We start from the raw sequence: 24,967 nt of genomic DNA, 5'->3' as shown, positions 1-24,967 counted from the left end.
AGACCAGCAGATGTTTCAGCGGAACGTGCCGGGCGCCTTGAACAGCAAAGGCTGCGGCCGCGCGGGTCGGCATTGCAAGCTGTCACAGGTAAACAACTGCGGGCGCTCAATCAGGTAGCCTTGAGCGTAGTCCACACCGATCTCAAGCAGTGCCTGTTCGATTTGCGGTGTTTCAACAAACTCGGCAATTGTGCGCTTACCCATGACGTGACCTATATGGTTAATCACTTCGACCATAGCGCGGTTAATCGGGTCGTCCAGCATATCCTTTACGAAACTTCCATCGATCTTCAAGAAGTCTACAGGTAAATGTTTGAGATAAGCGAATGAGGACATTCCGGCACAGAAGTCATCGAGTGAGAAATGACAGCCTAAGGCTTTGAGTTCATTAATAAACCTGATCGCACTGCCCAAATTGGCAATAGCAACGGTCTCGGTTATTTCAAAACAAATCATTTCCGCAGGTATGCTGTAAGCCTCGAATTTCTCATGTAAAAACTCTAAAAAATCGTCATCTCCGATAGTAATGCCTGACAGATTTATCGCACACATGGCCATGGGGCGGCCTGGCCGCTCATGTATACAGCGGGCAATAATTTTGAATACATTATCAACTACCCAGCGGTCCAGGGACGTCATCAACCCATAACGTTCGGCCGCGGGAATAAAACTGTTGGGAAGAATTATTCGACCTGCCTCGTCGTGCAGTCGGAGCAGGATTTCGATATGCCCGTGACCGGCGTCGGTGTTGCCCAACGCCGAGATTTCCTGCGCATACAGGCAAAAGCGGTTTTCCTCCAGGGCGATATGCAAACGCTGCACCCAGGCCATTTCGCCAAAACGCACGGACAGCTCCGAGTCATCGGCGTGATACACCTGCACACGGTTGCGGCCCTTTTCCTTGGCCATATAGCACGCCATATCGGCGGCCCGCAGCGACGTTTCCAAGGTGGTCGGGGTGTGCGAGATATGCACCAGGCCAATACTCACAGTGGTCATGAACGGGCGACCCTTCCACACAAAATGCAGGCTTTGCACGGTGTGCCGCAGGCTTTCGGCGATCTTCTCCGCGACCAGTGCCGGGCAGTTCTCCAACAGAATGCCGAACTCGTCGCCGCCCAGGCGCGCCAGGGTGTCACCTTCGCGCAAGTCTGATTGCAGCAGTGCGCAAATATGCCGTAACAGCTCGTCACCCGCCGCATGACCGCAGGTGTCGTTGACCAGCTTGAACTGGTCCAGGTCGAGAAACATCAGCGCATGCCTTGCGTTTGGCTGGCGCGTCACCTGTTGCAGCACCTGCTCGAGACGGAACTCGAATTCGCGGCGGTTGGCCAGGCCCGTCAAGGCGTCGTGGGTCGCTTGCCACGACAAATTGGCGATGTACTGTCGCTCCTGAGTCATGTCGTGCAGCACCAGCACTGCGCCGCTGACCCGGCCGGCACTGATGATCGGCGCGCCCACCAGGGTGACCGACACCGTGCTGCCGTCCAGACGCTGGATCAGTTTGGAGTGTTCGCTGCCGCCACTGAGCCGGCCTTTGATGATGTGCTCGATCAGGGCAAAACCGTCGGGCTCGGCGTTTTCATCCAGCAGCTTGAATAATGCCGCCAGGGGCAAGCCCTGCGCCTGAGCGGTTTTCCAGTGGGTCAGCGCCTCGGCCGCAGGGTTCATGTAGGCGATGGCGCCGTCGACATCGGTGGTGATCACGCCGTCACCGATCGACTCAAGGGTAGTCTGCGCACGCTCGCGCTCCATCTGCAACGCGTCGGCGAACGCATGGCGCTGGGTCAGCAATTTGTGCGTACGCAACAGCGCCAGGGCGATCAGGCCCAGGGCGGTCGCAAGGTTGGTGATCAACAACAGCCGCAGGATGACCCGCGAACCTTCGCCCAAGGCATCGCTGAAGGCCTTGGCGGCTGGGGCGACGCCGTCATTGATCGCAATGATGTGCGCCTTCCATTCACTCACATCAAGGCTGTTGACTTGACCGCTGCGGATCGCCCGATGCATCGCCTGGGCCAAGTCATCCAATTGCACCAGGTAAGCGTCGCCCACGGTCCACAATTCAATGGCTTTTTCCAGGTAGGTAAAATGCCGGAAATTGAGGTACAGCCAGATCAGGCTGGACACGTCATCGGGGTGGTTGCCGCCTTTGAGAATGCCTTGGCGCGCAGCGGCGAGGTCTGGCGTGGGACGGTCCAGAGCAATGCGCAATTGGTGCCCGCCCTGAGGCACGGCGATGGCTTGCTGGTATTTGAGGAAGGTCGCCTCGTCGCGCTTGTCGGCGTAAAGGGTGAGGTAATAGATGGCGTCTTTCTGGCCTTTGGACCACAGACTTTCGCCCGCCACATAACCGCGTACAGCCGAGAGTACGTAAAGGCTCACGCAACCCAATAAAGCCTGAAACACTACCACTGCGATAAAAGGCCAGACGATGCCCAATAACCGAGGGGTACTAAACGTCATTCCAAGAGTGCGCTTTTGCTTCATGAGGTCCCTTGCATCAGCACTACCAAAAACACGCGAGTGGTTAACGCTCCTGACAGCACAGCTCTGGCTAACTTCGTTCAGTCCGATCAGCTACGACGTGCCTATCTAAGGCGGGCGCCGTAAACAGTTCAGGAGGGCCACTGTTTTTGCAGAGTGCCCTGGTACTAAGCACAGAACATGTTTCAAACTAAACAGTTCAAACTTGCTGTAAATGCCCGTACAGCTTTGCATAAAGGCCGCCATCGGCGATCAGTTGCTGATGGTCGCCATCCTCGGCGATATGCCCACCATCAAACACCAGCACGCGGTCAGCCTGTTTCACCGCCGAAAGCCGGTGGGCGATGATCAGTGTAGTACGCCCACTGAGAAACCGCGCCAGCGCCTGATGGAGGTTGTACTCGGTGGCTGCGTCCAGGGCGGAGGTGGCCTCATCCAGGATCACCACTTTAGGCTCGGCCAATACCATTCTGGCGATGGCCAAGCGTTGGCGCTGCCCGCCGGAAAAACGCACGCCGGAGCGCCCCACCACACTGTCCAGGCCCAAGGGCAGTGCCTTGACGGTAGCATCCAATTGGGCGATTTCCAGTGCCTGCCAGCACGCTTGGTCGGTACGTGTGCGGCCCATGGTCAGGTTGGCGCGCACCGTGTCGTTGAACAGCGCCGGATGTTGCAGCACCACCGCAACGTTTTCACGAATGGTCGCGAGCCCGATTTCCTGCTGGGTCGCCCCGCCAAAGCGAATGCTGCCGGCCTGCGGCGTGTAGAGCCCCAACAGCAATTGCACCAGAGTACTTTTGCCGCCGCCGCTGGCGCCGACAATCGCCACCTTCTCACCCGGCGCGATGGTCAGGTTCAACTGATCGAGCACGCGGTCGTCGCCATAGCCGAAATCAAGGCCACGCACCTCAATGCCGACGGTCTCACGCCCGGTGAACGGGTCTTCGCCGCCTGCGTATTGCGGCTCGTCGGCACGCGCCAACAGTTCGTTGATCCGCGTCAGCGCCCCGCCCGCCGCATAGAAGGCGTATTGCAGGTTGAGCAACTGCTCCACCGGGCCGATCATGAACCATAAGTAGCTGAATACCGCGAGCATCTGGCCGATCGACAGGTCGGAAAACAATACGGTGAGCATCGCCGCCGCGCGAAAGATGTCGATGCCGAACTGGAACAGCAAGCCACTGGCGCGGCTGGAGGCGTCGGTTTTCCACTGCGAGTGAATCGCGTAGTCACGCACTTCCTTGGCACGCTGGCCAAGGCGCCCGAGGAAAAAGCCCTGACGGTTGCCGGCGCGCACTTCCTGGATAGCGTCGAGGGTTTCGGTCAGCGCCTGCGTGAAGCGTGAGGTGCTGTCGTTCTCCAGCTTCTTCAGGTGTTTGACGCGCTTGCCCAACTGCACGGTGGCGTAGATCACCAATGGGTTGAACAACAAAATCAGCAACGCCAGTTGCCAGTGCATCCACACCAGAATCGCCGAGGTGCCAACCAGGGTCAGCATGGCCACGAGGAAACGGCTGAGGGTTTCGCCGACAAACTTGTCCAGCGTGTCCAGGTCAGTCACCAGATGCGTGGTGACCGTGCCGCTGCCGAGGCTTTCGTATTCACTCAGGGAAATGCGCTTGAGCCGTTCGATCAGCCGCACGCGAATGCGATACACGATGTCTTTGGCCAGCCGCGCAAACAACCGCGACTGCACCACGCCGAACACCAGCGCGCCGGAGCGCAGCGTCAAGGTCACCAACAGCATCAGGCCGATATAACCGGCCGCCTTCTGCCAGCCCAAGGGCAGCGCATGGTTCATCACCTTGAGCGCCGCATCGCCCTGCCCCAGCAGCACCTCGTCGACCAGTAACGGCAACAGCAAAGGGATGGGCACGCTGCACAGGGTCGCCAGCACGGCGACGCCATTGGCGATCCACAGGGATTTTTTATGACGCAGGGCGAGGCGGCGAATTTCTGCCCAGGTCAGACGATCAGTGCGCTGTGGCGGCTCGCCACCGTCCGGCTGGTCATGCACAGGCTGTTCATACACAGGAAGCTCGCTCCAACCAACGGGCGAGCAATGGCGACAGCTCGGACAGCGGCTGGTAGCCGTTGGTCAGCAAGGCCATCTGGCCATTACGCTCGGCGAGCAACGTCGGGAAACCGTCGATGCCCAAATCCTTCACCCAGGTAAAATCGGCGGCCGTCGCGGCGTGTTGCTCGGCGCGGTCGAAGGCGCCGGCAAACTCGATACGCGGTATGCCCGCCTCCTCCGCCAATTCCACCAGCACACTGGCGAGGGTCACATCGCGCCCCTCTACATAGAACGCCTGCTGGATCAGCCCCAGCAGCGTCCAGGCGCAATCCGGTGCCAGGCTGCGCGCGGTGACGATGGCGCGGCAGGCCGGCTCAGTGTCGTAGACAAAACCTTCGGGCAACGCGCCCTCAAATGTAAACGACTGACCGGTGGCATCGGTGACTGCCTGCCAGTGTTCGAGGATGTAGCGCCGGGTGGTGGGTTCCAATGCCGCGCCGCTGCCGGTGCGCAAGCCGCCCACCACCAGGTGCAGTTCGACGCCGGCGGCCTGGGCCTGCTCGACCAAGGCTTTGGCAACGGGCGCAAAGCCCCAGCACCAGGAACACATCGGGTCCATCACATAGAGCAGGCGCGCGGGCATCGGTCAGGCCTCGGAAGGGGTTTGCTTGTAGTTGAAGCCAATCGGGTGCGGCATATTGCGGGCCTTGGCCAGGTCAATCTGCTTTTGCCGGTCGATTGCGCTGCGACGGGTCTTCTCCGGCAGCTTATCCCAGCAATGCGGGCAACTGATGCCAGCCACATAGTGCTCGGACGCGCGGTCTTCTACGCTCACCGGTGTGCGGCAGGCATGGCATTGATCGTAGTCGCCTTCGCTCAGGTCGTGGCGCACGGTCACGCGGTTGTCGAACACAAAGCAGTCGCCCTGCCATTTAGTCTCCGCCTGCGGCACCTCTTCGAGGTACTTAAGGATGCCGCCCTTGAGGTGGTAAACCTCGTCAAAGCCTTCGCCGAGCATGTAGCTTGAGGCCTTCTCGCAACGAATGCCGCCCGTGCAGAACATCGCGACTTTCTTGTGCTTGGCCGGGTCGAAGTTGGCTTTGATGTAGTCGGGAAATTCGCGAAAACTGGTGGTTTTCGGGTCGATTGCGCCTTCAAAGGTGCCGATCGACACTTCGTAGTCGTTGCGCGTGTCGATCAATAACACTTCCGGGTCGCTAATCAGCGCGTTCCAGTCCTGCGGGTTGACGTAGGTGCCGACTTTTTTGTTCGGGTCGACGCCTTCAACGCCCAGGGTCACGATCTCTTTTTTCAGTTTGACCTTGGTGCGGTAGAAAGGCTGGTCGTCGCAATAGGATTCTTTGTGGTCGATGTCGACCATGCGCGGGTCGTTCTTCAGCCAGGCCATCAGGCCATCAATGCCTTCGCGGCTGCCGGAAACGGTGCCGTTGATGCCTTCTTCGGCGATCAGCAAAGTGCCTTTGATGCCATTGTCGACCATCGCCTGCAGCAGTGGCTCGCGCAGGGCGACGTAATCTTCGAGGGTGACGAACTTATACAGTGCCGCCACGACAATCGGTTGAGTCATGGGTGTTCTCTCCAGGTGGCTACCCTCGTAAAGGGTGAACCGGATACAAAAAAACGCCGAGGTAAAGGCGGCGAGCGCGAATTCTAGCAAAACCTGCCTGGGTATGGCATCGACTCTGACGCGTTGATATTTCCCTAGTGCTATCGCAGCACCGCCTGACGCAAGCCGCGACGGCCTGCGTGATAGCGTTTCCTGCCCCTGCGGATTTGCCGGAGGGACTGAAGGAACCTATGGATATGGAAGCCGACACCAGCCCTTTACTTGCTCAACTGATTGATCACACCCGCCCGCCTGCGCGTGGCCGGGACGATTTCAAGACCGCTCTGCAGCGCCTCAATATCAACTCGGTGTTCGACATCGTGCGTGTGTCCGAGCGCGAGTTCACCAAGCAATTGGCAACCTGCAATGACGACGAAGCCCACCCGGTATACCTCAAGGCCCAGAGTGCCGCCGCGCAGCTGGAAGCATTATTTCGCCAACAACAAGTCGCGTCAGACGCCACTGCCCTGCGCAATAAACGCAAGGTTGCCGGCGAAACCGGAGCGACCTACCAAGCCTTGTTCAACGAGAACTGGCAACAGTTCTGCTCCAGCACCTCGATCGCCGCAGTCGATTCTCCGGCGGCGTACCTGCGCGCGCTCTACCTGTTCGCCCTGCAACTGGAACAAAACGCCCAGGGGTCAAACGCGGTCACGTTGAACGATCGACGCGCGGACATGCACGCGCTGGTGATCGACCAACACAGCGTGTCGGGCCAGGTGCCCGTGTTGTCGATCATCAACCAGACCTTGCTCAACCATATAACCGGCGCCGACGACAAGGATGCCTACACGTTACTGAGCAAGACCTGGTATCCGTTTTCTCTGCCTTACCACTTCCACCATCAGCAATGCCGACTGAGCCTGGCGGGTGACACGCCGGCGTTGGGCGAATTGAACTATCGCATCAGTCGCGAACTGCCGCTGGCAGCAAAAGCCGGCGCTTACGGGCAGGTCATCAGCCAGAATAACGAGGTCCAATGCCTGTTATCCGGGTTGAGCCCTGAACAACAAACACTGCTGAAAAACAGCCTGGTCGCCGCAGACGGCGCGCACACTTTTTACCGTGACTATTACCAGTGGCAGGAGGCGCCAAAAGGCCCCGAGAAGATCAGCGACTTTCTGCGCCTGACGCAGCTCGATGCCGACCAACTTCAGGCGCTGCTTGCGCAACAGACGCACGCACCGCGCAAATCGCCTTACTGCCCGCAGAGCACGCACCTGACGTACGGCGCGTGTTACGTCAACGGAGGCGCCACGCCCGTTATCAGCCTGGACAACAGCGCGCCTGCCCAACTGGCCAACGTTAACCTTGAGCGCTTTGACAGGTTGCAACGCATGATTCGCCTGCAGCGCTGGCTCGGCCTGCCGTTCGCGCAACTGGACAGCCTGATAACCAGCGCCATGCGCTGCGAGGGCAACACCAACCCTTCGCTGCTGATCACCCATAACACCCTGCGAGCGCTCGGCGTTTTCTGCTATTTAAGCAAACGCTACCGCTTGCAGGCCGAGGAGTTTGCCGCCTGGCTTGATCTGTTGCCGGTGCATGCCTCAGGCGAGCGCCTGCCCTTGTTTGATCAGGTATTCAACCGCGCAGGCTCGGCTCTGCCGCCGCTGTATCTGGACGGTGGTGCGTTCGACGCGACCACCCGGCAGCAACTCTGCGCGGGGTTGGGCCTGCAAGACACCCAGACCTCGCTGCAGCGCCTGATCAGCCCCGATGTGCCGGCAACACGTACCCTCGAAACCGTCAGCGCACTCTATCGGCAAGCACACATCGCCCGCCTGTTTGGCCTGTCGGTGCTGGACTGCCAGCAATGGCTGCAGATACTCGGGCAAGCGAACTTCGCCGCGCAGTGGCGTACGCCAACATTACGCCGTAAACCGAAAGGCGCGACGGACTTTCTCGATATGCTCATGCACCTCGACTGGGCCAGCCGCTGGCTCAAGGACAGCCAGAACAGCCTGTCACTGTTAACCCCGCAACCGTCGCTGCACCACGTGGCCCAAGACCCTGCGATTAATCAGCTGGTCAAAGCGTTCGCCGCCTACGACCAGGCGTCTCTTGCGCAAAAGTTGAAACGGCTGAACCTGCCTCAACAAAGTACTGATGAAAGAGACGACGAAAAAAATCACCTGCCGGCGATTGACTGGGCGTCCATCGGCCACCAGGTACTGCAAAGGATGCGCGCTGTCGCAAGCCTGGAAGCTGCGCTGAATGACGTTCTAACGCCGCTTAAAATCAGCGTTGACGCTGTGCGTAATGCGTTCTTGATTGAGCAAGTGAGGCCCATCCTCCTGACGTTGATGAGTGAGGTGCGCGGCGAGCTCTGGCGCGTTCATTTACGCCTGAAAGCAATCATTCAAGCCACGGCCCATGCGCCAAGCGATGCCAGCGGCTATGTCAAATATGATCATGCCAATCAGTTCCTGCGTTTACACGCGCCCACTGCCCCGCCGCTACACACCCTCGGCTACTTGATACTGCTGTTACCCAACGCCGCCGACATTCTGCAACTTCCGCTCAGCCCACATGCACTGCATCAATTTCTGCGCAATCCGCACTGGCTGGAGAGTGAGTACGCCGCATCTTCGTTGCTTGAACTGACCCCGCGCACCCTCTACCTCATGCAGCAATTCAAACAGTGCATCAATCGCTGCGGCACGAGCGAAGAACAGCTTCTCGCCTACTTCGAACATGCCCATGCCTTACCCAACAGCGCTGTACGGACCACTCCTGGCGAAATAAACACGCGCCTGGCGCAACTTTTAGGCTGGAGCGCCAGTGAAATCGACAGTTTAAGCAGCCAACTGACGCCGCCGCGCATTACCTCCATGGACCGCCTGGACTGGGTGCTGCGCTGCCGCCAGGCAAGCGCCGACACCGGCCTGTCGACGCGCATGCTGATGCACGCCAGCCAGCTTAAAACCGACTCGACGTTTGTTGAATGGAAAGCAGTGGGTGAGGCGCTCACCAGCGCCCAACAATAACTGCTTGATACCCCCAAATTCCCGACCTGCTCAAGGACTGATCATGTCTCACTTGCTCAATCAACACCTCAATGAAAGCCTGCGCGATGCGATGCTCGCGTACTACCTGGCCCACAAAGTGCCTGGCGCGTTAACCAGTAAAATCACCAACGCCGACGATCTCTACGAGTACTGGCTACTCGACGTGCAAGTCAGCCAAGCCGTGCCGACCAGCCCGGTAGCCTGTGCAATTTCCAGCCTGCAGCAATACATCACGCGCATTCAACTGGGCCTGGAACCCGGCCATGAAACGCATGCGATGACTGCGCAACAGCAGCAGACCTGGCGCGAACGCTTGCACACTTACCCGCTGTGGAACGCCAACCAACAGTTGCGCTACCACCCCGCCAACTATCTGGACCCGACGTTGCGGCGTGACAAGACGGCGAGTTTCCAACACTTGGAAAACGACCTTAGCCAATATCGAATTCAACGCGATACCGTGACCACCGCGGTTAACCGTTACCTTGCCAGGTTCGAAGAAACCGCCAACATACGCACGATCAACGGGTACATCGACGCAGGCTCAAGCGAGTTGTACAGCGGTATCTATTACTTTGTCGGCAAATCAAGCTCCGAGCATACCTATTACTGGCGCTCCCTCGACCTGTCCAAGCGTTCCGACGCAGGGCTTGCCCAAGGCGCCTGGTCTGATTGGGAGAGGGTCAACTTGTCGGTCTCCGACGCTACCGCCGAGCAGAGTATCCGCCCGGTGTTTTTTAATAATCGAATCTTTTTCATCTGGGCCGAATGCATCAAACCCACCCCCACCAGCGCGTTCAAACCAAGCCAATCGAATGCGCGAACAACCGAACAGCTGAGCACCTGGATAGACAACCACTACGTCAAGTTTCGCCTCAACTTTTCCTATAAAAAACATGACGGCAGTTGGAGCGTACCGCAGGCGTGCATTGAGCAGTACTGCGCCACCGAAGACGTCAACGCATCGACCTCGGACTTGCTGAAAACAATTACGCAAACGGTGGCAATCGTCGATGCCAGCGGCCCGCCCGTGCTGTTTTTAAGCGTACTTGCAACGGCCCGTAAAGATCCGAAACAGCAGGAACTGTTTATTGGCAAGTTTTTTCAGGCGGTGCAAATCGACCAGTCCTTCAACATCACTACGCTCGCCGATGGCGGCAGCCCCGAGCGTTATAGCGTGCTGCCGGGCTCAGACGTGGACGAAGAAATAAACCGGCTGCTGGAACCCTTCGACCCCTCGCAGAAAACCAGGGTGCGCGCGGTACTCCAAAGCACTAACGGCTATTACAGCGAATTGCTCCCTGACAGCGCCAGGCAATACCTCACCTTCTTTGCACACAAAAACCAGGGCAACCTGCAGTTCAAGGTAACGCCGGCCTCCAAACACTCGATTTCGGTGACCGTGCACACGCCGTTCGAAGACAAAAACGATTGGGACTTTGAAAACCACCAACTGAACATAAAAGACACCGAGCAGAGCACCGTCGCTTTTGACGCCAATACCGACGAGATTATATTTTCTTCGATTCTCAACGAGCGGTTTCAACAGCCGTACACCGTTACCTTGAGCGCAAGGCGCACCACGCCTATCACCATCACACTGATGACCGATGCGGCATTGGACGACCCCGACACGACTCAACTCAAACTGAGCAAGGGTTCTAAAATCACCGGCACCGCAGAAGTATTAGCCTCTGATTTTTATGCACTGTATTTTAAAAACGCGACCACGCATGAAGAATTCCCCAACGCTGTACACGACGAAGATGGCTCACTGTTTACCTCTACACCCCAGCAAGTCGGCGACACCACCCTTTCGCTGGAAGGCAAATTTGTCGACAAGGACGCGTTCGTAAATCTGTACACACACAAACACTTTCACATCACGCTTAACCGTTACGGCCATTACCACCTGCCTGAAAAAATGAACCAGTTGCACTCCCAAAATGTGCTGCTGATCAACAACACCAACGTGACCACCTCGACGTTGCGCGCCTACAAACACATCATCATGGGGGCAAACTTTCAGGACTACCCCTTCACAGAAACCATCAATGCCAATTCACATAAAATCATCAACTTTCAGCACACGTCTCACGAAAGCCTCGCCGGCTCAACGCCCGAACTGCCTGCCGGGCATCGGGCCACCACGCGTATTCCAATAACACGCGCGCAGGCGGCGTCCGGTATCACCCTGATCCATGGGGTGGTGACACTTGAGCCCAGCGCCGACGGGCCGAAAATTCTCGGCTACGCACTGAAAGCCGCCACCTTGAAACTGGCCGCGCCCGTGTCTGACGCGCCGCTTAGCCAGCAACTCGCGCCGACCATCAAACGCTATGCATCGGAAACCCTCGGCACTGCCGAATTCATTGATTTTTCAAACAGCATAGACACGCTGCCTGCCGGCCTACCGACCACTCTGCGCATGAACACCTGCTTTGCCGGCAAGCTGATTCAGGCAGCCAATATCAGCCTCGAACACCTGTTTTCGTTAACCCCTAAAACCTGGCAGGAGCCTCCACTCGCGCCGGGCGGCACAGCGCAAGATATCGATTTTAAAGGCGCTAACGGCAAGTATTTCTGGGAGCTGTTCCTTTACGTGCCCTGGCTGGTTGCCCATCGCCTTAACCAGGAACAGCAGTATGACGAAGCACACACCTGGCTCCGCTACCTCTTCGACCCTGCGCGGGCCGCCGAGGGTTCCACTGACCGCCCGGCCTTTTGGGGCTTCAGCGAGCTGCTCCGAGAAGATCAGGCCCCCGGCCATGCCACCCACGACCCTCACGCACTGGCGGTTCGTGCACCGGTGCATTTTCGCAAAGCGATCTACCTGTTTTACCTCGATATTCTGCTCAATCGCGGCGACGCAGCCTATCGCCAGCTCACCCCGGACAGCCTGACCCACGCCAAGCTGTGGTACACGCGAGCGCATCAGTTTCTCGGCACACGCCCCAGCATCACCCGCCTTGAACCGTGGTCGAACATCACCCTCGCCGCCCTCGCAAGCTCCGGCTCGTCAGCCTTGACGGCACTTGAGCAGCAAGCCCCAAAAATCGAGATAACGCGCCCGGTTGAAGGCGCCACAGCGGCGTCGCTGACGCTGACCGACGCGCTGTGCCTACCCTTCAACAGTGAGCTGGTGGCACGCTGGGACACGCTCGAAAGCCGCCTGCATAACCTGCGGCATAATCTCGACATTACCGGTAAACCCTTGCACCTGCCGCTGTACGCGGCCTCGTTGTCGCCCCGTAGCCTGATAGCCGGCCAGGGCAAAGGCGGTTTCGACAACGCGCGTGCCGCGGCGTTTGCAGATGCGCAGGTCGGCCATTATCGGTTCCAGATCATGCTGGGCCACGCGCTCACGGCGACCGAGGCATTGATTCAATTCGGCCATACGCTGCTGACCCTGATTGAACGCAAGGAGCAGTCTGAATACCTGGAGCTACAGCAACAACAAGCGTGGGACCTGGCCAATATCGTCGTCACCCAACAAACCCACGCGTTGTTGATCGACCAGAAAAACCGCCAGGCGCTCAACACCAGTCGGCACATCATCGAGGCGCGGCTGCGCTACTACGCGCACCAACTCACGGAAGGTATCAGCCCCGCGGAAACGCATGCCGGCCTGCTCTACTTGACCAGTACCGGATTCGATACAGCAGGTTCCGCCGCCGGCGCTGGGGCCGGCATCGCGATGATGGCGCCAAACATTTTCGGCACCAGTGTCGGCGGCTCGCGCTGGGAAGGCCCGTTCTATGCCGTTCAAGCCCTGGCCCAAGGCGTTGCGACGGCGCTGCGCGGCACGGCTGCGGACCTTGACCGTACCGAACAATTCCGCCGCCGGGCACAGGAATGGGCCTATGCCCAGGAGCAAGCGCAACTTGAACTGGCGCAGGTGGATGCTCAGCTACACACCTGCGCCGAACAGGAAAAAGCCACGCGCCTGCAGTTGCGCCTGGCCGAAACTGCCCTGACACACGCCTGGTCGAATTATCAATTACTCGCCAGGCGTTTTTCCAAGGCACAGCTGTACGACTGGCTAAATGTTCAACTCGGCAAGTTCTACTACCAGGTCTATGACCTTAGCCTTTCGCTGTGCCGAACCGCGCAAGCGTGCTGGCAGTACGAGGTCGCGGACTACGCACGCACGTTTATCCAGCCCAGCGCCTGGAACAACAATTACCGCGGTTACCTGGCGGGTGAGGCCCTGAAGCTATCGCTGTTGAGCATGAACACCGCCTATTTGAACCATAACGTGCGGGATCTGGAGATCGTCAAAACTATCTCGTTGCGTCATCACTTCATCGAGTGCGCGGTCGCCACGCCGCACACCAACGCCGCTCAAGCCACTCACCTCCTGAGTACCGATGACCCGTGGGCCACCCAAAAACAACAATTGGTCAGCCAAGGCACGCTGTGCTTCAAACTCACCGAAGCGCTGTTTGAACACGATTACCCTGAGCACAGCCTGCGGCGGATCAAAGGCATCAGCGTGTCGTTGCCCGCAACGCTGGGGCCGTATGAAGACATCAAGGCGATATTGACCCAGACCCGCAACGAAATCGTGCTGCCAACCGGCGAGCGACGTACGGACATGCGCGGGCATCAGCACATCGCCTTGTCTACCGGCCTTGATGACAACGGCCTGTTCAGCCTCACGTTCGACAGCAATGATCGCTACCTGCCCTTTGAATACACCGGGGCCATCTCCGATTGGACCCTGGAGTTCCCGAATCCGGCCAAGCAAAAAGCCCTGCTCGAAACCATCAACGATATTGTTATTCACCTGCGCTATACCGCCAGGGCGATGCCTGCCAGCCGGGGCAACGTATGAGCGACGACACGCTCAACCTGCACATCAACAGCCCGGCCCTGCCCAAAGGCGGCGGTGCCATTCAGGGCACCGGCAAGGGCTGGGGCGCCGTCGGTGCCAGCGGCACGGCAACCTTTGAAATCCCCTTGCCGGTTTCGGCGGCGCGCGGCTATACGCCAGCCATGGCGCTGACGTACCACAGCAACGCCGGCAACGGCCCGTTCGGGCTGGGTTGGACGCTGCCCATCGGCGCCATTAGCCGGCGTACGTCACTGGGGGTGCCCGGCTACACGCTCGACGATGAGATGCTAGGCACCGACGCGCAAATAGCCTTACCCGAACGCGATGCCGAGGGCGCGATCATCAGCCACCGCGCCGCCGCGTTCAATGGCCTGGCGCTGGGCACCGACTACGTGGTTACCCGGCATTTTCCCAGAGTCGAGAGCCGCTTCGACCGTATCGAACACTGGCAATCGGAAACCGACCAGGCAGGCTTTTGGTTGATACAAGGTGCTGATGGCAGCCAGCACTTCTACGGCAAAAACGCGTTGGCGCGCATTGCCGATCCAGACCACCCGCACCATGTGGCGCAATGGTTATTGCAGGAAAGCCTGAATGCCCACGGCGAGCACATTTATTACCACTACAAAAAAGAAACCGAGCAGTCGCGTTACCCACGCGACTGCCGCGCCCAGCATTATCTGGAAAGCGTGTGCTATGGCAACTTCACCGCCAGGGAGCAAGAACAGCTTTACCTGTGGCAGACCGAGGATAAACCGGCGACAGGCTGGCACTTTCAATTGCTCTTTGATTATGGCGAACGCGCGCTTGAAGCGGATCAGCGACCGACGTATCAGCCGGCCCGTGAGTGGCCCGCACGAAACGACCCCTGCTCGGACTTTTCTTTCGGCTTTGAATTACGCACCCTGCGCCTGTGCAACCAGGTGCTGATGTTTCACCACTTTCCCCAAGAAGCGTCAATGGGCGCCGAGCCGATACTGGTCAAGCGCTTGCTGCTGGAGTACCGCGACCGCACACATGCCAGCCTGTTGAGTGGGGCGCATGAGCAGGCCTTCGACGGCTCGGGCAATAGCGTGAGCCGCCCGCCGCTGGAATGCTTTTATCAATCGAGCCAGCTCACGTTGGACCCAAGCCGCTATCAGGCCTTCAGCTCGCTGCCCACGCTCAATGATGGCGATCGGCATCAGTGGGTCGATCTGTATGGCGAGGGCCTGCCGGGGCTGTTGTACCGCACTGACAAGAGTTGGTATTACCGCGAACCGCTCAGGCCGCAGCACGCAGACAGCGGCGACGAGGTGATCTTCGGTGCTGCGCAAGCATTGCCGCGAATACCGGTTGCCGACAGTACGAGGCCCATCCACCAGGCGTTGGCCGATATCAATGGCGACGGCGGTCTGGACTGGCTGGTTGCACAGCCGGGCATGAGTGGTTTTTTCAGCTTGGACGAGCAGCGCAATTGGTCGGGCTTCACACCCTTCGATGCATTTCCGTCGGAGTTCTTCCATGCTCAGGGCGCGCTGGCCGACCTGATGGGCGCAGGCGCGCATGACTTTGCGATGATTGGCCCGCGCAGCGTGCGCCTGTATGCCAATCGCCGAAAAGCCGGCTTCGCGCCTGCCATCGAGGTGCCGCATACAGCCGACGATGCCCTGCCGATCATTTCGTCCTCGCCCAACGAGCTGGTGGCCTTCAGCGATGTGCTCGCCACGGGCCAACAGCACCTGGTGCGTATCCGCCACAACGAAGTGAAATGCTGGCCGAACCTGGGTCGAGGACGTTTCGGCCAAGGGTTTGTGTTCGCCACGTTGGCATTGCCTTATCAAACATTCCACGCGGCGAATGTGCGGCTGGTCGACCTCAATGGCAGCGGCGCGACAGACTTGCTCTACCTGACCGCCAATTACCTGAGTGTCTTCCTCAATACAGGCGGCAACGGCTTTGCGCCAAAGGCAATCAACGTGCCGTGGCCAGACGGCGTACGGTATGACGAGCGCTGCCAGGTCAGCCTGGTCGATCTGATCGGCCTGGGCTGCCCGAGCCTGATCCTCAGCGCACCACACCAGACGCCCATCCACTGGCGCTACGACTTTTTCACGCAAAAGCCCTGGCTGCTCATGCGCACCTATAACAACATGGGCACGCGCGCATCAGTGCTGTATCGCAGCAGCGCCCAAGAGTGGCTGGATGAAAAACGTGAACAGCGTGCCAACGCCAAGCCTGCCTTCTGCCAGTTACCCTTTGCCGTCTGCCTGGCCAGCCAATACACCCAACTGGATGAAATCAACGGCAACCAACTCACCCAGCGCGTGCGTTACAGACAGGCTTATTACCACCGGGCAGACCGCGAGTTTCATGGCTTCGGGCTGCTGTTGCAGACCGACACCGACCACCCCAAGAGCAACCAGCACACTCAAGGTTTCAGCGCCGCCGTGTGCACCAAAACGTGGTTTCATACCGGGCAATCGATTGATAGGGCCACCCTCGGCCAGAGCGCTCATGACTCGCAGGCCAAGGCCATCGGCCCGACGCTGTTAAGCCGGTACAGGGCGACCGGGCGCGACCGGCCGCTTGAGCATCACGACGACCTGATCATCGAGCCTGCGCCGTCCCTGTTGCGCGAAGCGGCGCGCGCACTCAGCGGGGCGGTTCTGCGCGTGGAGGTGATGGCCGCGGACCCGGCGCAGGGCGCAGTGCCCTACTCAGTCACCCAACACCGTTACCTGCTGCGCGAACTGGCGCCCACCAGCACACACACGCCCTACGCCCGGCTGCTGCCACTGCCGCTGGAGTCCATCAGCTATCACTACGAAGGTGTGCAAGACGACCCGGTGTGCCGGCACCAGATCAACCTGCGACGAGACGCTTATGGCTGCCTGGTGCATGGCGTCACGATTGATTATGCACGCCGTACAACCGCCGACACCTCGGCGCCGGCCGTGCTGGTCGACGAGCACCAGCAACGCTGGTGGCGCGATACCCATGACAGCGCGCAACAGTTCTATTACCTGAGCGAAACCCTGGCGCAATACATTCATCTGGACGCTGCACCGCTGCACTGCCTGGCCTTGCCCTACCGGCAACGCCACAATGCACTGGTGCTGGGCAAGGCCCCCGCCGTCGACGGACTCAACCTTGAGCGCATCGCCTATGAAGGCTTCATCGATAACCGCAACGGACCGCTGGCCGCCAGTGCCAAGCGCGAACTGAGTGGCTTGCAAGTGCAGTACTACCGGCAAGCCGGTGCCCGCGGCCAGACCCTGGAGCCCGGCGTCGCGACCGCCCAGGCCTTGACTGATTACCTTGAAACCGCAGCGCTGGATGGCAAAGCCGTGGATGTTTACCAAGACCTGCCGGCCCAGCCCAACCAGCCTGCGGTAGATTTGGCGCAAAAGCTTGCGGACAGCGGCTACCGCACCCTGGCGCTGTTTTTTCTGTTGGACGGCGAGGTGCCGCCCGCAGAGCATCGCCTGTGGTCCATCCGCAGGCACTTTGCGCGCTACGCCAAGGCCACCCAGTTTTATCGTTTAAGGGCACTGCGTGCGACCGAGGCCCACGGCGAAACACGGTTGGCGTACGACCCCTACACGCTGCAAATCATGCGGGTGAAAACGCCGGACGGGTGTTTGACCCGCGCCGAATATGACTATCAGACGCTGCTGCCAAAAAAAATTGTCGACCCCAATGGCAATATTCAAGAGGCACTGTATGACGGTTTTGGACAAGTGCTCGCCAGCACCTTTTACGGCCATGAACACAACCTTGCGGTGGGGTTTTCAGCCTTGCAAGACTACCGCCCACTCAAGGCTGTGACGCCTGCGTTTGCCATTGCAAATGCGAAAAGCGTCTTGCAGAAAATGGCCAGCGCGCACTGTTACGCTCCATTCAGCTGGATGGGCGCGATTGATTTGGCTCTGGTCAAGCCTGAGTGGGTTGCCAAGGCGTATGTGTTGCCCAGCGGGCATATCCGAATGCGCGCGCGGGTGCGCCTGACCAGCAGCCGCCAAGCACTCAGCGAAAGTGAACAACAACTCAAGGCATTGATCGACACCGCCCGCCGAACACCGGTACATGGGCTGATGCTGCAGGCCGACTGTTACCCGGACGACAGCGCGCAACAGATCCGTATCAGCTTGAGCTACTGGGATGGCTTTAGCCGCGCCTTGCAGAGCCAACAGAAAACCGAGCCTGGCATGGCCAACGCTGTCGACGAACACGGTAACCTGCTGGTCGATGACCTGGCGGACGCAGCACCCGGCGCCTTGAAAAAACAACTTCGCCAGGTGCAGGCCGACCCGCGCTGGCGGGTCAGTGAGCGTGTCGAACACAACAACAAGGGCCAGGTCGTGCGTATCTACCGCCCTTACTTCGCCGACAAGCATGGCTACATCAATGATCAATCGATGCGCGAGTTGGGCCACAGTGACCGGCAATTCTACGACCCGCTGGGGCGCCCCACCCAGGCATTCACCGCAGGCGGTTTCATGCGGCGTACCACTTACTGGGCGTGGTACACCGTCAATGAGGACGAAAACGACACCTGTGAAGAAATGCACGAATTAAACGATTCGAACACCCCCGACCCGCTCGTGCGATAACCCTCGCCACTGAGTGCCGCTGACGGCCGCGCAGGTGGGTCGATCTAAAATGGGCCATTACGATGGCCCATTCACTCTGCGTCAGGTGCGCGCGCGTCGGCGCCAAAGCGCGCCGTAGGTGGCATACCCGCGCGTGGCCACCTCGACCAGGAAGCCGCGCCACTCGGTCAGCGCTGATATTACGCCTCGGGCAGCCATCACCAGCAGGCGAGTGCCATGGCCTTGCGCCGCCACGGGCAAGCCGGTCATCGCGACGGTCAAGGCTTCAACGCCCGTAGAGGCCCAATACGCCCATACTTGACTGAACATTCTGCTCAGCCCACCGTGCATCGTCGCTACCGGGTCTGGAAGCTGCAAGGTTTGACCATGCGGGTCGCGGGTGGCCGTATCGTGCCCGGCGCGAATCAGCGTGCCCATTGCCGCATCGTAGGCTTCCATCGCGGGCACCACGTTGGGGCTGATCAGCGCAGGCACGTCCGCGCCATACATTGCATTGGCAATGGTTGCGACCGCGTAGGTTGCCGTCGATGCGGCGGTGCGTCCAACCCTGGCCCTTAATGGCGTGCTGCCCCAGGAGACGCCGGTGCCGTGCCCGCGGATGACCTGGCGCACCAACTCGCGGCTCAGCGAGCGTAAATGCCCGCTCAGCCGCTGGGTCGCCCCAGGGTCCCAGCCTTCACCGGCTTGCGCACCCAGCGCGTCGGCATGCGCGGCATACCCAACACCTGCAATACCTGCCGAAATAACCCCAAGGTGTGGCGCAAAGCGCGTCCAGTTACCGGCAACCCCTGAGCTCATGTGCGCCGCCGCCAGTGCATCCAGCCCCGCGACGGTATAGCGCAGAATCTGGTTACGTTGCGCGGTGGGTTCGACGGTGCTGAACACCGCCAGATCGATGCCTGTCGCGATGGCGTTGGCAATATACGTTGATAAACCATCGCGAATCGCAGCCGACGCGGCGTCTTGTAGCCGTGGCCGCAAAATCCGTCCCATACCGGCGATTCCGCGCTTGACGAAAGACAGGTGGTTTTGAGTTCCATTGGCCGATTCAAGCGCCGAATTGCCCGTCAGCCCGTGCGGGTCAATCTCGGTGATGGGGTTACCGCCGACCATGGCGTACAGGTTCAAGCCATCGGCATCGCCGGTCGGGTCCGGGCTGACCCAACGGCACAACCAAGGCGCGTAATACCTGAACCCGTAGTAATAAAGCCCACTGGCATCGCGCTCCTTGCCCGAATAGCGAATAAACCTGTAGCGCGCCTCGCTGAGGTTTTTAGCCGCCCGCCACGCCGTACCGCCGTAGGCGTAATAGCTTTCCTGGCTGAGCAGTTGCGCCTGCTCACCGAGTTCCAGGCTGCTGCTGCCCAAGTGGTCCGACAAACCGAAACGTATCTGCACCGCCTGGCTGACGCCCGAAGGGTGGCGATCCCAGAGCAGTACGCGCACCGTGGTAGTGCCCAGGTTCAGGTTGAGTACATTCAACTGCTCGCCCGTTGCGCTGTCGTGTCGAACCTCCAATCCAGGCAAATAACGCACCTCGGCCGTATGCATCACGCCCTTGGCGTGGGTTACCCGCCGCTTGAGGATGCGCTGCCCCGTCGCATCGTACGCGTAACGTTCCTCATCATCGTCACCGCCCTCGCGCGCCACTTGCGTCATGCGCACCAGTTGATTGCGCACATCCCAGCCCATGCCGGGCGTGCCCTCCAGCCCTTGCAGGTTGCCGCTGCGGTCAAAGCCGCGGCCAAGGCCCGGTGCGGCACCGCCTGCGGTCTGCGAGGAAAAATGATTGCTGCCGGCCGCCACGCGAAGCTGGCGAGTGAAGCCGGTGCCGCTGCTGGGCACGTGTTGCAATGTCAGCAAATTGCCGGCCTCGTCATAGCTGAACTGCTGGGTGTAACGGCGCCATACGCTGTCGTCAGTCGAGCCGAACGCGACGCTGGCCGGCAAACCTGGGCCGCCATGACTGCCGACGGTTTCGCGCCCGGTGGCCTTGATCAGTTGCGATAACGTGTCGTAATCATAAAGGCTGGCCGAATTGACCAGGGTGTTACTCGACCATTGCGTCGGCTGCGCGCGGTCGTCGATACGCACCACGTTACCCACGCAGTCATAGTCGTAGGTCAGGTCTTGCAGCGCGTTACCCACCGCCAGCGGGCCTGGCGGATGGGCCGTCAGCTGGCGCAAGCGACCATCGAACGGACGATAATGCAGGCGGCGCAGCACACGATTACCGGCGCGTTCTGAGGTGACCTTACCCGCCGCGTTGTAATCACGCTCGCCCACCAACTGTGTGCGCTTGCCGCCCTTGGGCAACAGAAAAATGCTCGCCGGCTGGCCGTCAACGCCGTAGGCGTACTCGAAACGATTGCCCTTGGCATCCATGTGATGCAGGCGTTCACCCAGCGCGTTGAACCCAACCGATGTCTGGAAGCGCTCGGGCGCCAGGCGCAGGTCGCGCTCTGCATCGGGCTGCGGCCAATCCAGGGCTGCCGACGCCTGCCGAAATTGCCGGGTCTGCTGAATAACTTCAGCGCGCAACCCGTAAAACTCATGGAACAACGAGCCGCCCCCGTCATCATGACGCAGCACTTGGCCACAGCGATTGCGTGCAGCCTCTTCATCCGATTGTTCAGCATAGGCAAGGCGTTCGACACACAGCGCTTGCGCGTCACCGGCCATGTGTTCAAACACCGCAACCGGGCGCACGTATTGATCGTAGTGATGCACCTGGTGGGCGCCGCGCGCATCCCATTCTTCAAGCAACTGCCCGGCCGCGCCCGGCAACGTGATGCGCCAACCGGCATCCACGCTGTCGGTGCGCAATGCTTGCCCGCCGAGGCTGTAGACCGTGCGTTGATTGGGCTGAAGGCCAGGCTGCGAGCGCGACAATTGAAACAAGCGCGGGTCCCACTGCTCAATCAGCATGCCCGTACTGCTTAACACCTGACGTTGAATACGCGCTTGCGCTTCACCCTGTGCGGTAGAGCGGTGATAGTCGACGTTACGCACAATCAACCCGCGCGGGTCGAACGCTGCCAGCGACGGCGTGTTTCGATGGATCAAATTAGACATGCCCTCAAGACCTTATTCTGAGTAAGTAGTCTTGAAAGGCTAGTGTTGGGGGATGGGTGCAGGTGGTGCTGGAGGATGTTTTGTGTGTCCGGGTACGCACATCGCCTCGACCCGCTCGCGCGGGTCGAGGCTGCGCTCAGTGCCCGCCGGCGCAGGTCGGCGAGGCCGGGGCTGCGTCGATTTTCGCCCATTCTTCAGGCGAATAGGTATGCAGCGCGAGCGCATGAAACTCGCCCATCAGGTCACCCAAGGTGGCGTAGACGGTCTGATGGCGCTTGACCCGGTTAAGCCCCTCGAACTGCTGGCTGACCAGCACGGCCTTGAAGTGAGTTTGCAACCCACGGCTGTGCAGGTGGCTTTCATCCAACACGCTCAAGTGTTGCGGGCTCAGGGCGGCAAGTGCCGTTTCGATACGCTGTTGCATGGTCATTGCTGCTTACTTCTTCTTGGCCGGTGCGGCGGCTTTAGGCGTCAGCTCGTTGGTCATGTCTTCCAACAGCTTGTTCACCACCGGCACGGCGCTTTCCAGCTTGGCTTGGGTCATTTGGGCCGACTGCTGGGTCAGCTGCGGCATTTTTTCCAGGACTTTCTTGCCCAATGGCGACTGGTAGAACGCTACCAGGTCCTTGAGTTCGGATTCGCTGAAGTTGGTGGTGTAAAGCTTGACCATGTCCGGTTTCAGCTTAGGCCAGCCAATGGCCTGGTCCAGCGCGGCGTTGGCCTTGGCCTGGTAGCTGTCCAATACGGACTGCTTGGCGGCAGGCGCCTTGGTCTGTTCGAAACGCTGAGCGAACATTTGCTGCACTTGCATGTACACCGGAGTGCCCAGCTTGTCAGCGTGCGCCAGCGTCAGGAAAGCTTCGGCACTGGCGTTGTGGCTGGCGGTATCGGCAAAGACTTGGCCGCTGGCGCAAACCAGAGCAACCGCGGTACAGATGGCACGAAGACGAGTCATCGAGTTTCCTTTTCTAGCAGGCGAGGTCTTACCCCCAAGGGCGGCTATTCTGCGCCTAAAAAACTCCACGGCTCAACCCCACCCCTACTTTGGCCAGGTTTTACGGGGGTTCAATGCGATGAACAGTCTTTTATGGAACCCCATAGGCGCATCACGGCCTAAACTGCGCAGACGAACCTGAAGGAGTATGCCCGATGAGCCGTATCGAAACCGACAGCCTGGGGGAAGTTCACGTCCCGGATGACGCTTACTGGGGTGCGCAGACCCAAAGATCGCTGGTCAACTTTGCCATCGGTGAGCAGCGCATGCCCCTGGCGGTACTGCACGCGCTGGCCCTGATCAAAAAGGCTGCGGCCCGGGTCAACGACCGCAACGGCGACTTGCCCGCCGATATCGCCCGCCTCATCGAACAGGCCGCCGACGAAGTGCTTGCAGGCTCGCATGACGACCAGTTCCCACTGGTGGTGTGGCAAACCGGCAGCGGTACGCAAAGCAACATGAACGCCAATGAAGTGATCGCCGGCCGCGCCAACGAGCTGTCGGGCAAGCCGCGTGGCGGCAAGAGCCCGGTGCACCCGAATGATCATGTAAACCGCTCGCAAAGCTCGAATGACTGCTTCCCCACCGCTATGAGCATTGCGGCCGTGCAGGCGGTGACCCAGCAACTGCTGCCCGCGATTACCCACTTGTCGGGTGGCCTGGCAGAATTGTCGGCGCGGCACATGAAGCTGGTGAAAACCGGCCGCACGCACATGATGGACGCCACGCCGATCACCTTTGGCCAGGAACTCTCGGCGTTTATCGCCCAGTTGGATTACGCCGAACGCGCGATTCGCAGCGCCCTGCCTGCAGCCTGCGAACTGGCCCAGGGCGGTACCGCCGTCGGCACCGGGCTGAATTCACCGCACGGCTTTGGTGAAGCGATTGCCGCCGAGCTGGCGGCCTTGTCGGGTTTGCCGTTCGTGACTGCGCCGAACAAATTTGCCGCGCTCTCAGGCCATGAGCCACTGGTGACCCTGCACGGCGCGCTGAAAACCCTGGCCGTGGCGCTGATGAAAATCGCCAACGACCTGCGCCTGCTGGGCTCCGGCCCGCGCGCCGGGCTGGCCGAGGTCAAGTTGCCGGCCAACGAACCGGGCAGCTCGATCATGCCGGGCAAGGTCAACCCTACCCAGTGCGAAGCACTGTCGATGCTGGCGTGCCAGGTGCTGGGCAATGACGTGACCATCGGCATTGCCGCCAGCCAGGGGCACTTGCAGTTGAACGTGTACAAGCCGGTGATCATCCACAACCTGCTTGAGTCGATCCGCCTGCTGGCCGACGGCTGCAACAACTTCCAGGAACACTGCGTTGCCGGTCTTGAGCCGGATGCCGAGCAAATGGCCGAACACCTGGAGCGCGGGCTGATGCTGGTGACGGCGCTTAACCCGCATATCGGCTACGACAAGTCGGCGCAGATCGCCAAGAAAGCGTACGCCGAAGGGCTGACGTTGCGCGAAGCGGCGCTGGCGCTGGGTTACCTCACCGACGCCGAGTTCGACCAGTGGGTACGCCCGGAAAACATGCTCGAAGCGGGGCACTAAGCGTATAGCCGTTTAGGTTTGTGACTTGGGTTTTGGGTGCATATCCGTTGTTGAGGTTATGGCTTATATCGGTTCCGCTCTTACAGCGGGTCACTTTTGATAGAGCGCAAAAGTAACCAAAACGCTCTTGCCCCACCACTCGGCACCTCGCTTAGGCTCGGTGTGCCCTCACTCCGATATTACGGAGCGGGCCGCCGCGACGGGGCGTCCCTGCCCCGTCGCGGCTAAACCGGCGTCCTGCCGGTTTACCCGCTCCGTAATATCTGCGTTCGGCCATCGTGGTTTAACGGGGCGCTTCTAGATCAAGATCACAATCAAAAGCAGGCGGCCTGAAAGCCGACCCAATCTCACACGCTGAATGCGGTCAAATGTGGGAGATTTATGGCTGAAAAAGCGGGACGCAGAGCGTCCGGAGCGGCATTACCACGCAGAGCGTGGGAACGATCATCTAAGCCGGAGGCCCGAAAGCCGACCCAATCCCCCAAGCAGAATCTGGTCAAACTGTGGGAGGGGGCTTGCTCCCGATGGCGGTGGGTCAGTCAATTCATGTATCAACTGTAAAACTGCTATCGGGAGCAAGCCCCCTCCCACATGGGGGCTTGCTCCCGATGGCGGTGGGTCAGTCAATTCATGTATCAACTGTAAAACTGCTATCGGGAGCAAGCCCCCTCCCACAAAAAGCAAAAAAACAGATCTGCTGTGTACTCAAGACCCGCCTTTGACCTGCTTCTGATCTGCTTCAACCACTCAGGTCGGCTTTCAGGCCGCCGTGCTCTTGCT

11 protein-coding genes are annotated in these 24,967 nt (G+C 59.7%); 4 read left to right on the top strand and 7 right to left on the bottom strand.

Features of this window, described 5'->3' with window-relative positions:
• Positions 1-15 precede the first annotated feature (15 nt).
• The 4 genes from AO240_RS07135 to AO240_RS07120 form a co-directional block, all read right to left on the bottom strand.
• Positions 16-2,490 carry an EAL domain-containing protein gene (locus tag AO240_RS07135; RefSeq protein WP_099235754.1) on the bottom strand — a complete coding sequence of 825 codons (2,475 nt, stop codon included), beginning with the start codon at positions 2,488-2,490 and terminating at the stop codon, positions 16-18.
• Positions 2,491-2,686: 196 nt separating this feature from the next.
• On the bottom strand, positions 2,687-4,504 hold the full coding sequence (locus AO240_RS07130; RefSeq protein ID WP_099235918.1) for an ABC transporter ATP-binding protein: 1,818 nt from the start codon (positions 4,502-4,504) through the stop codon (positions 2,687-2,689).
• A 7-nt stretch (positions 4,505-4,511) separates the two neighbouring features.
• A complete protein-coding gene (locus AO240_RS07125; protein ID WP_099235752.1) occupies positions 4,512-5,147 on the bottom strand; it encodes a DsbA family protein in 636 nt (211 codons plus the stop codon).
• Between the two features lie 3 nt (positions 5,148-5,150).
• On the bottom strand, positions 5,151-6,092 hold the full coding sequence (locus tag AO240_RS07120; RefSeq protein WP_099235750.1) for a rhodanese-related sulfurtransferase: 942 nt from the start codon (positions 6,090-6,092) through the stop codon (positions 5,151-5,153).
• A 236-nt stretch (positions 6,093-6,328) separates the two neighbouring features.
• Between AO240_RS07120 and AO240_RS07115 the strand changes: the two genes are divergently transcribed.
• The 3 genes from AO240_RS07115 to AO240_RS07105 are packed head-to-tail and all read left to right on the top strand — an operon-like array spanning position 6,329 to position 18,574.
• Positions 6,329-9,121, top strand: coding sequence for a Tc toxin subunit A (locus tag AO240_RS07115; RefSeq protein WP_256585877.1), 2,793 nt, complete (start codon positions 6,329-6,331; stop codon positions 9,119-9,121).
• A gap of 43 nt (positions 9,122-9,164) precedes the next feature.
• Positions 9,165-13,979: a neuraminidase-like domain-containing protein gene (locus tag AO240_RS07110; protein WP_099235746.1), complete on the top strand. Its 4,815-nt coding sequence runs from the start codon at positions 9,165-9,167 to the stop codon at positions 13,977-13,979.
• The gene (locus AO240_RS07105) at positions 13,976-18,574 is read left to right on the top strand and encodes a SpvB/TcaC N-terminal domain-containing protein (protein WP_099235744.1); all 4,599 of its coding nucleotides are present in this window, start codon (positions 13,976-13,978) and stop codon (positions 18,572-18,574) included. Before AO240_RS07110 ends, AO240_RS07105 begins: the two co-directional genes overlap by 4 nt.
• An 81-nt stretch (positions 18,575-18,655) precedes the next feature.
• Here the strand turns inward: AO240_RS07105 and AO240_RS07100 are convergent, their stop codons facing one another.
• The 3 genes from AO240_RS07100 to AO240_RS07090 all read right to left on the bottom strand — a co-directional run bounded on the left by AO240_RS07100 (position 18,656) and on the right by AO240_RS07090 (position 22,604).
• Complete coding sequence (locus AO240_RS07100; protein ID WP_099235742.1) at positions 18,656-21,649, bottom strand: RHS repeat-associated core domain-containing protein; 2,994 nt, start codon at positions 21,647-21,649, stop codon at positions 18,656-18,658.
• A 136-nt stretch (positions 21,650-21,785) separates the two neighbouring features.
• A complete protein-coding gene (locus tag AO240_RS07095; RefSeq protein ID WP_099235740.1) occupies positions 21,786-22,079 on the bottom strand; it encodes a BolA family transcriptional regulator in 294 nt (97 codons plus the stop codon).
• Between the two features lie 6 nt (positions 22,080-22,085).
• Complete coding sequence (locus tag AO240_RS07090) at positions 22,086-22,604, bottom strand: DUF2059 domain-containing protein (protein ID WP_003236690.1); 519 nt, start codon at positions 22,602-22,604, stop codon at positions 22,086-22,088.
• Positions 22,605-22,798: 194 nt separating this feature from the next.
• Between AO240_RS07090 and AO240_RS07085 the strand changes: the two genes are divergently transcribed.
• On the top strand, positions 22,799-24,187 hold the full coding sequence (locus AO240_RS07085; RefSeq protein WP_099235738.1) for a class II fumarate hydratase: 1,389 nt from the start codon (positions 22,799-22,801) through the stop codon (positions 24,185-24,187).
• Positions 24,188-24,967 lie beyond the last annotated feature (780 nt).

It is taken from the genome of Pseudomonas sp. ICMP 460, assembly GCF_002723595.1.
In the GTDB taxonomy this organism is placed as follows: Bacteria; Pseudomonadota; Gammaproteobacteria; order Pseudomonadales; family Pseudomonadaceae; genus Aquipseudomonas; species Aquipseudomonas kitaguniensis.
This window is presented reverse-complemented; position numbering and strand designations above follow the sequence as displayed.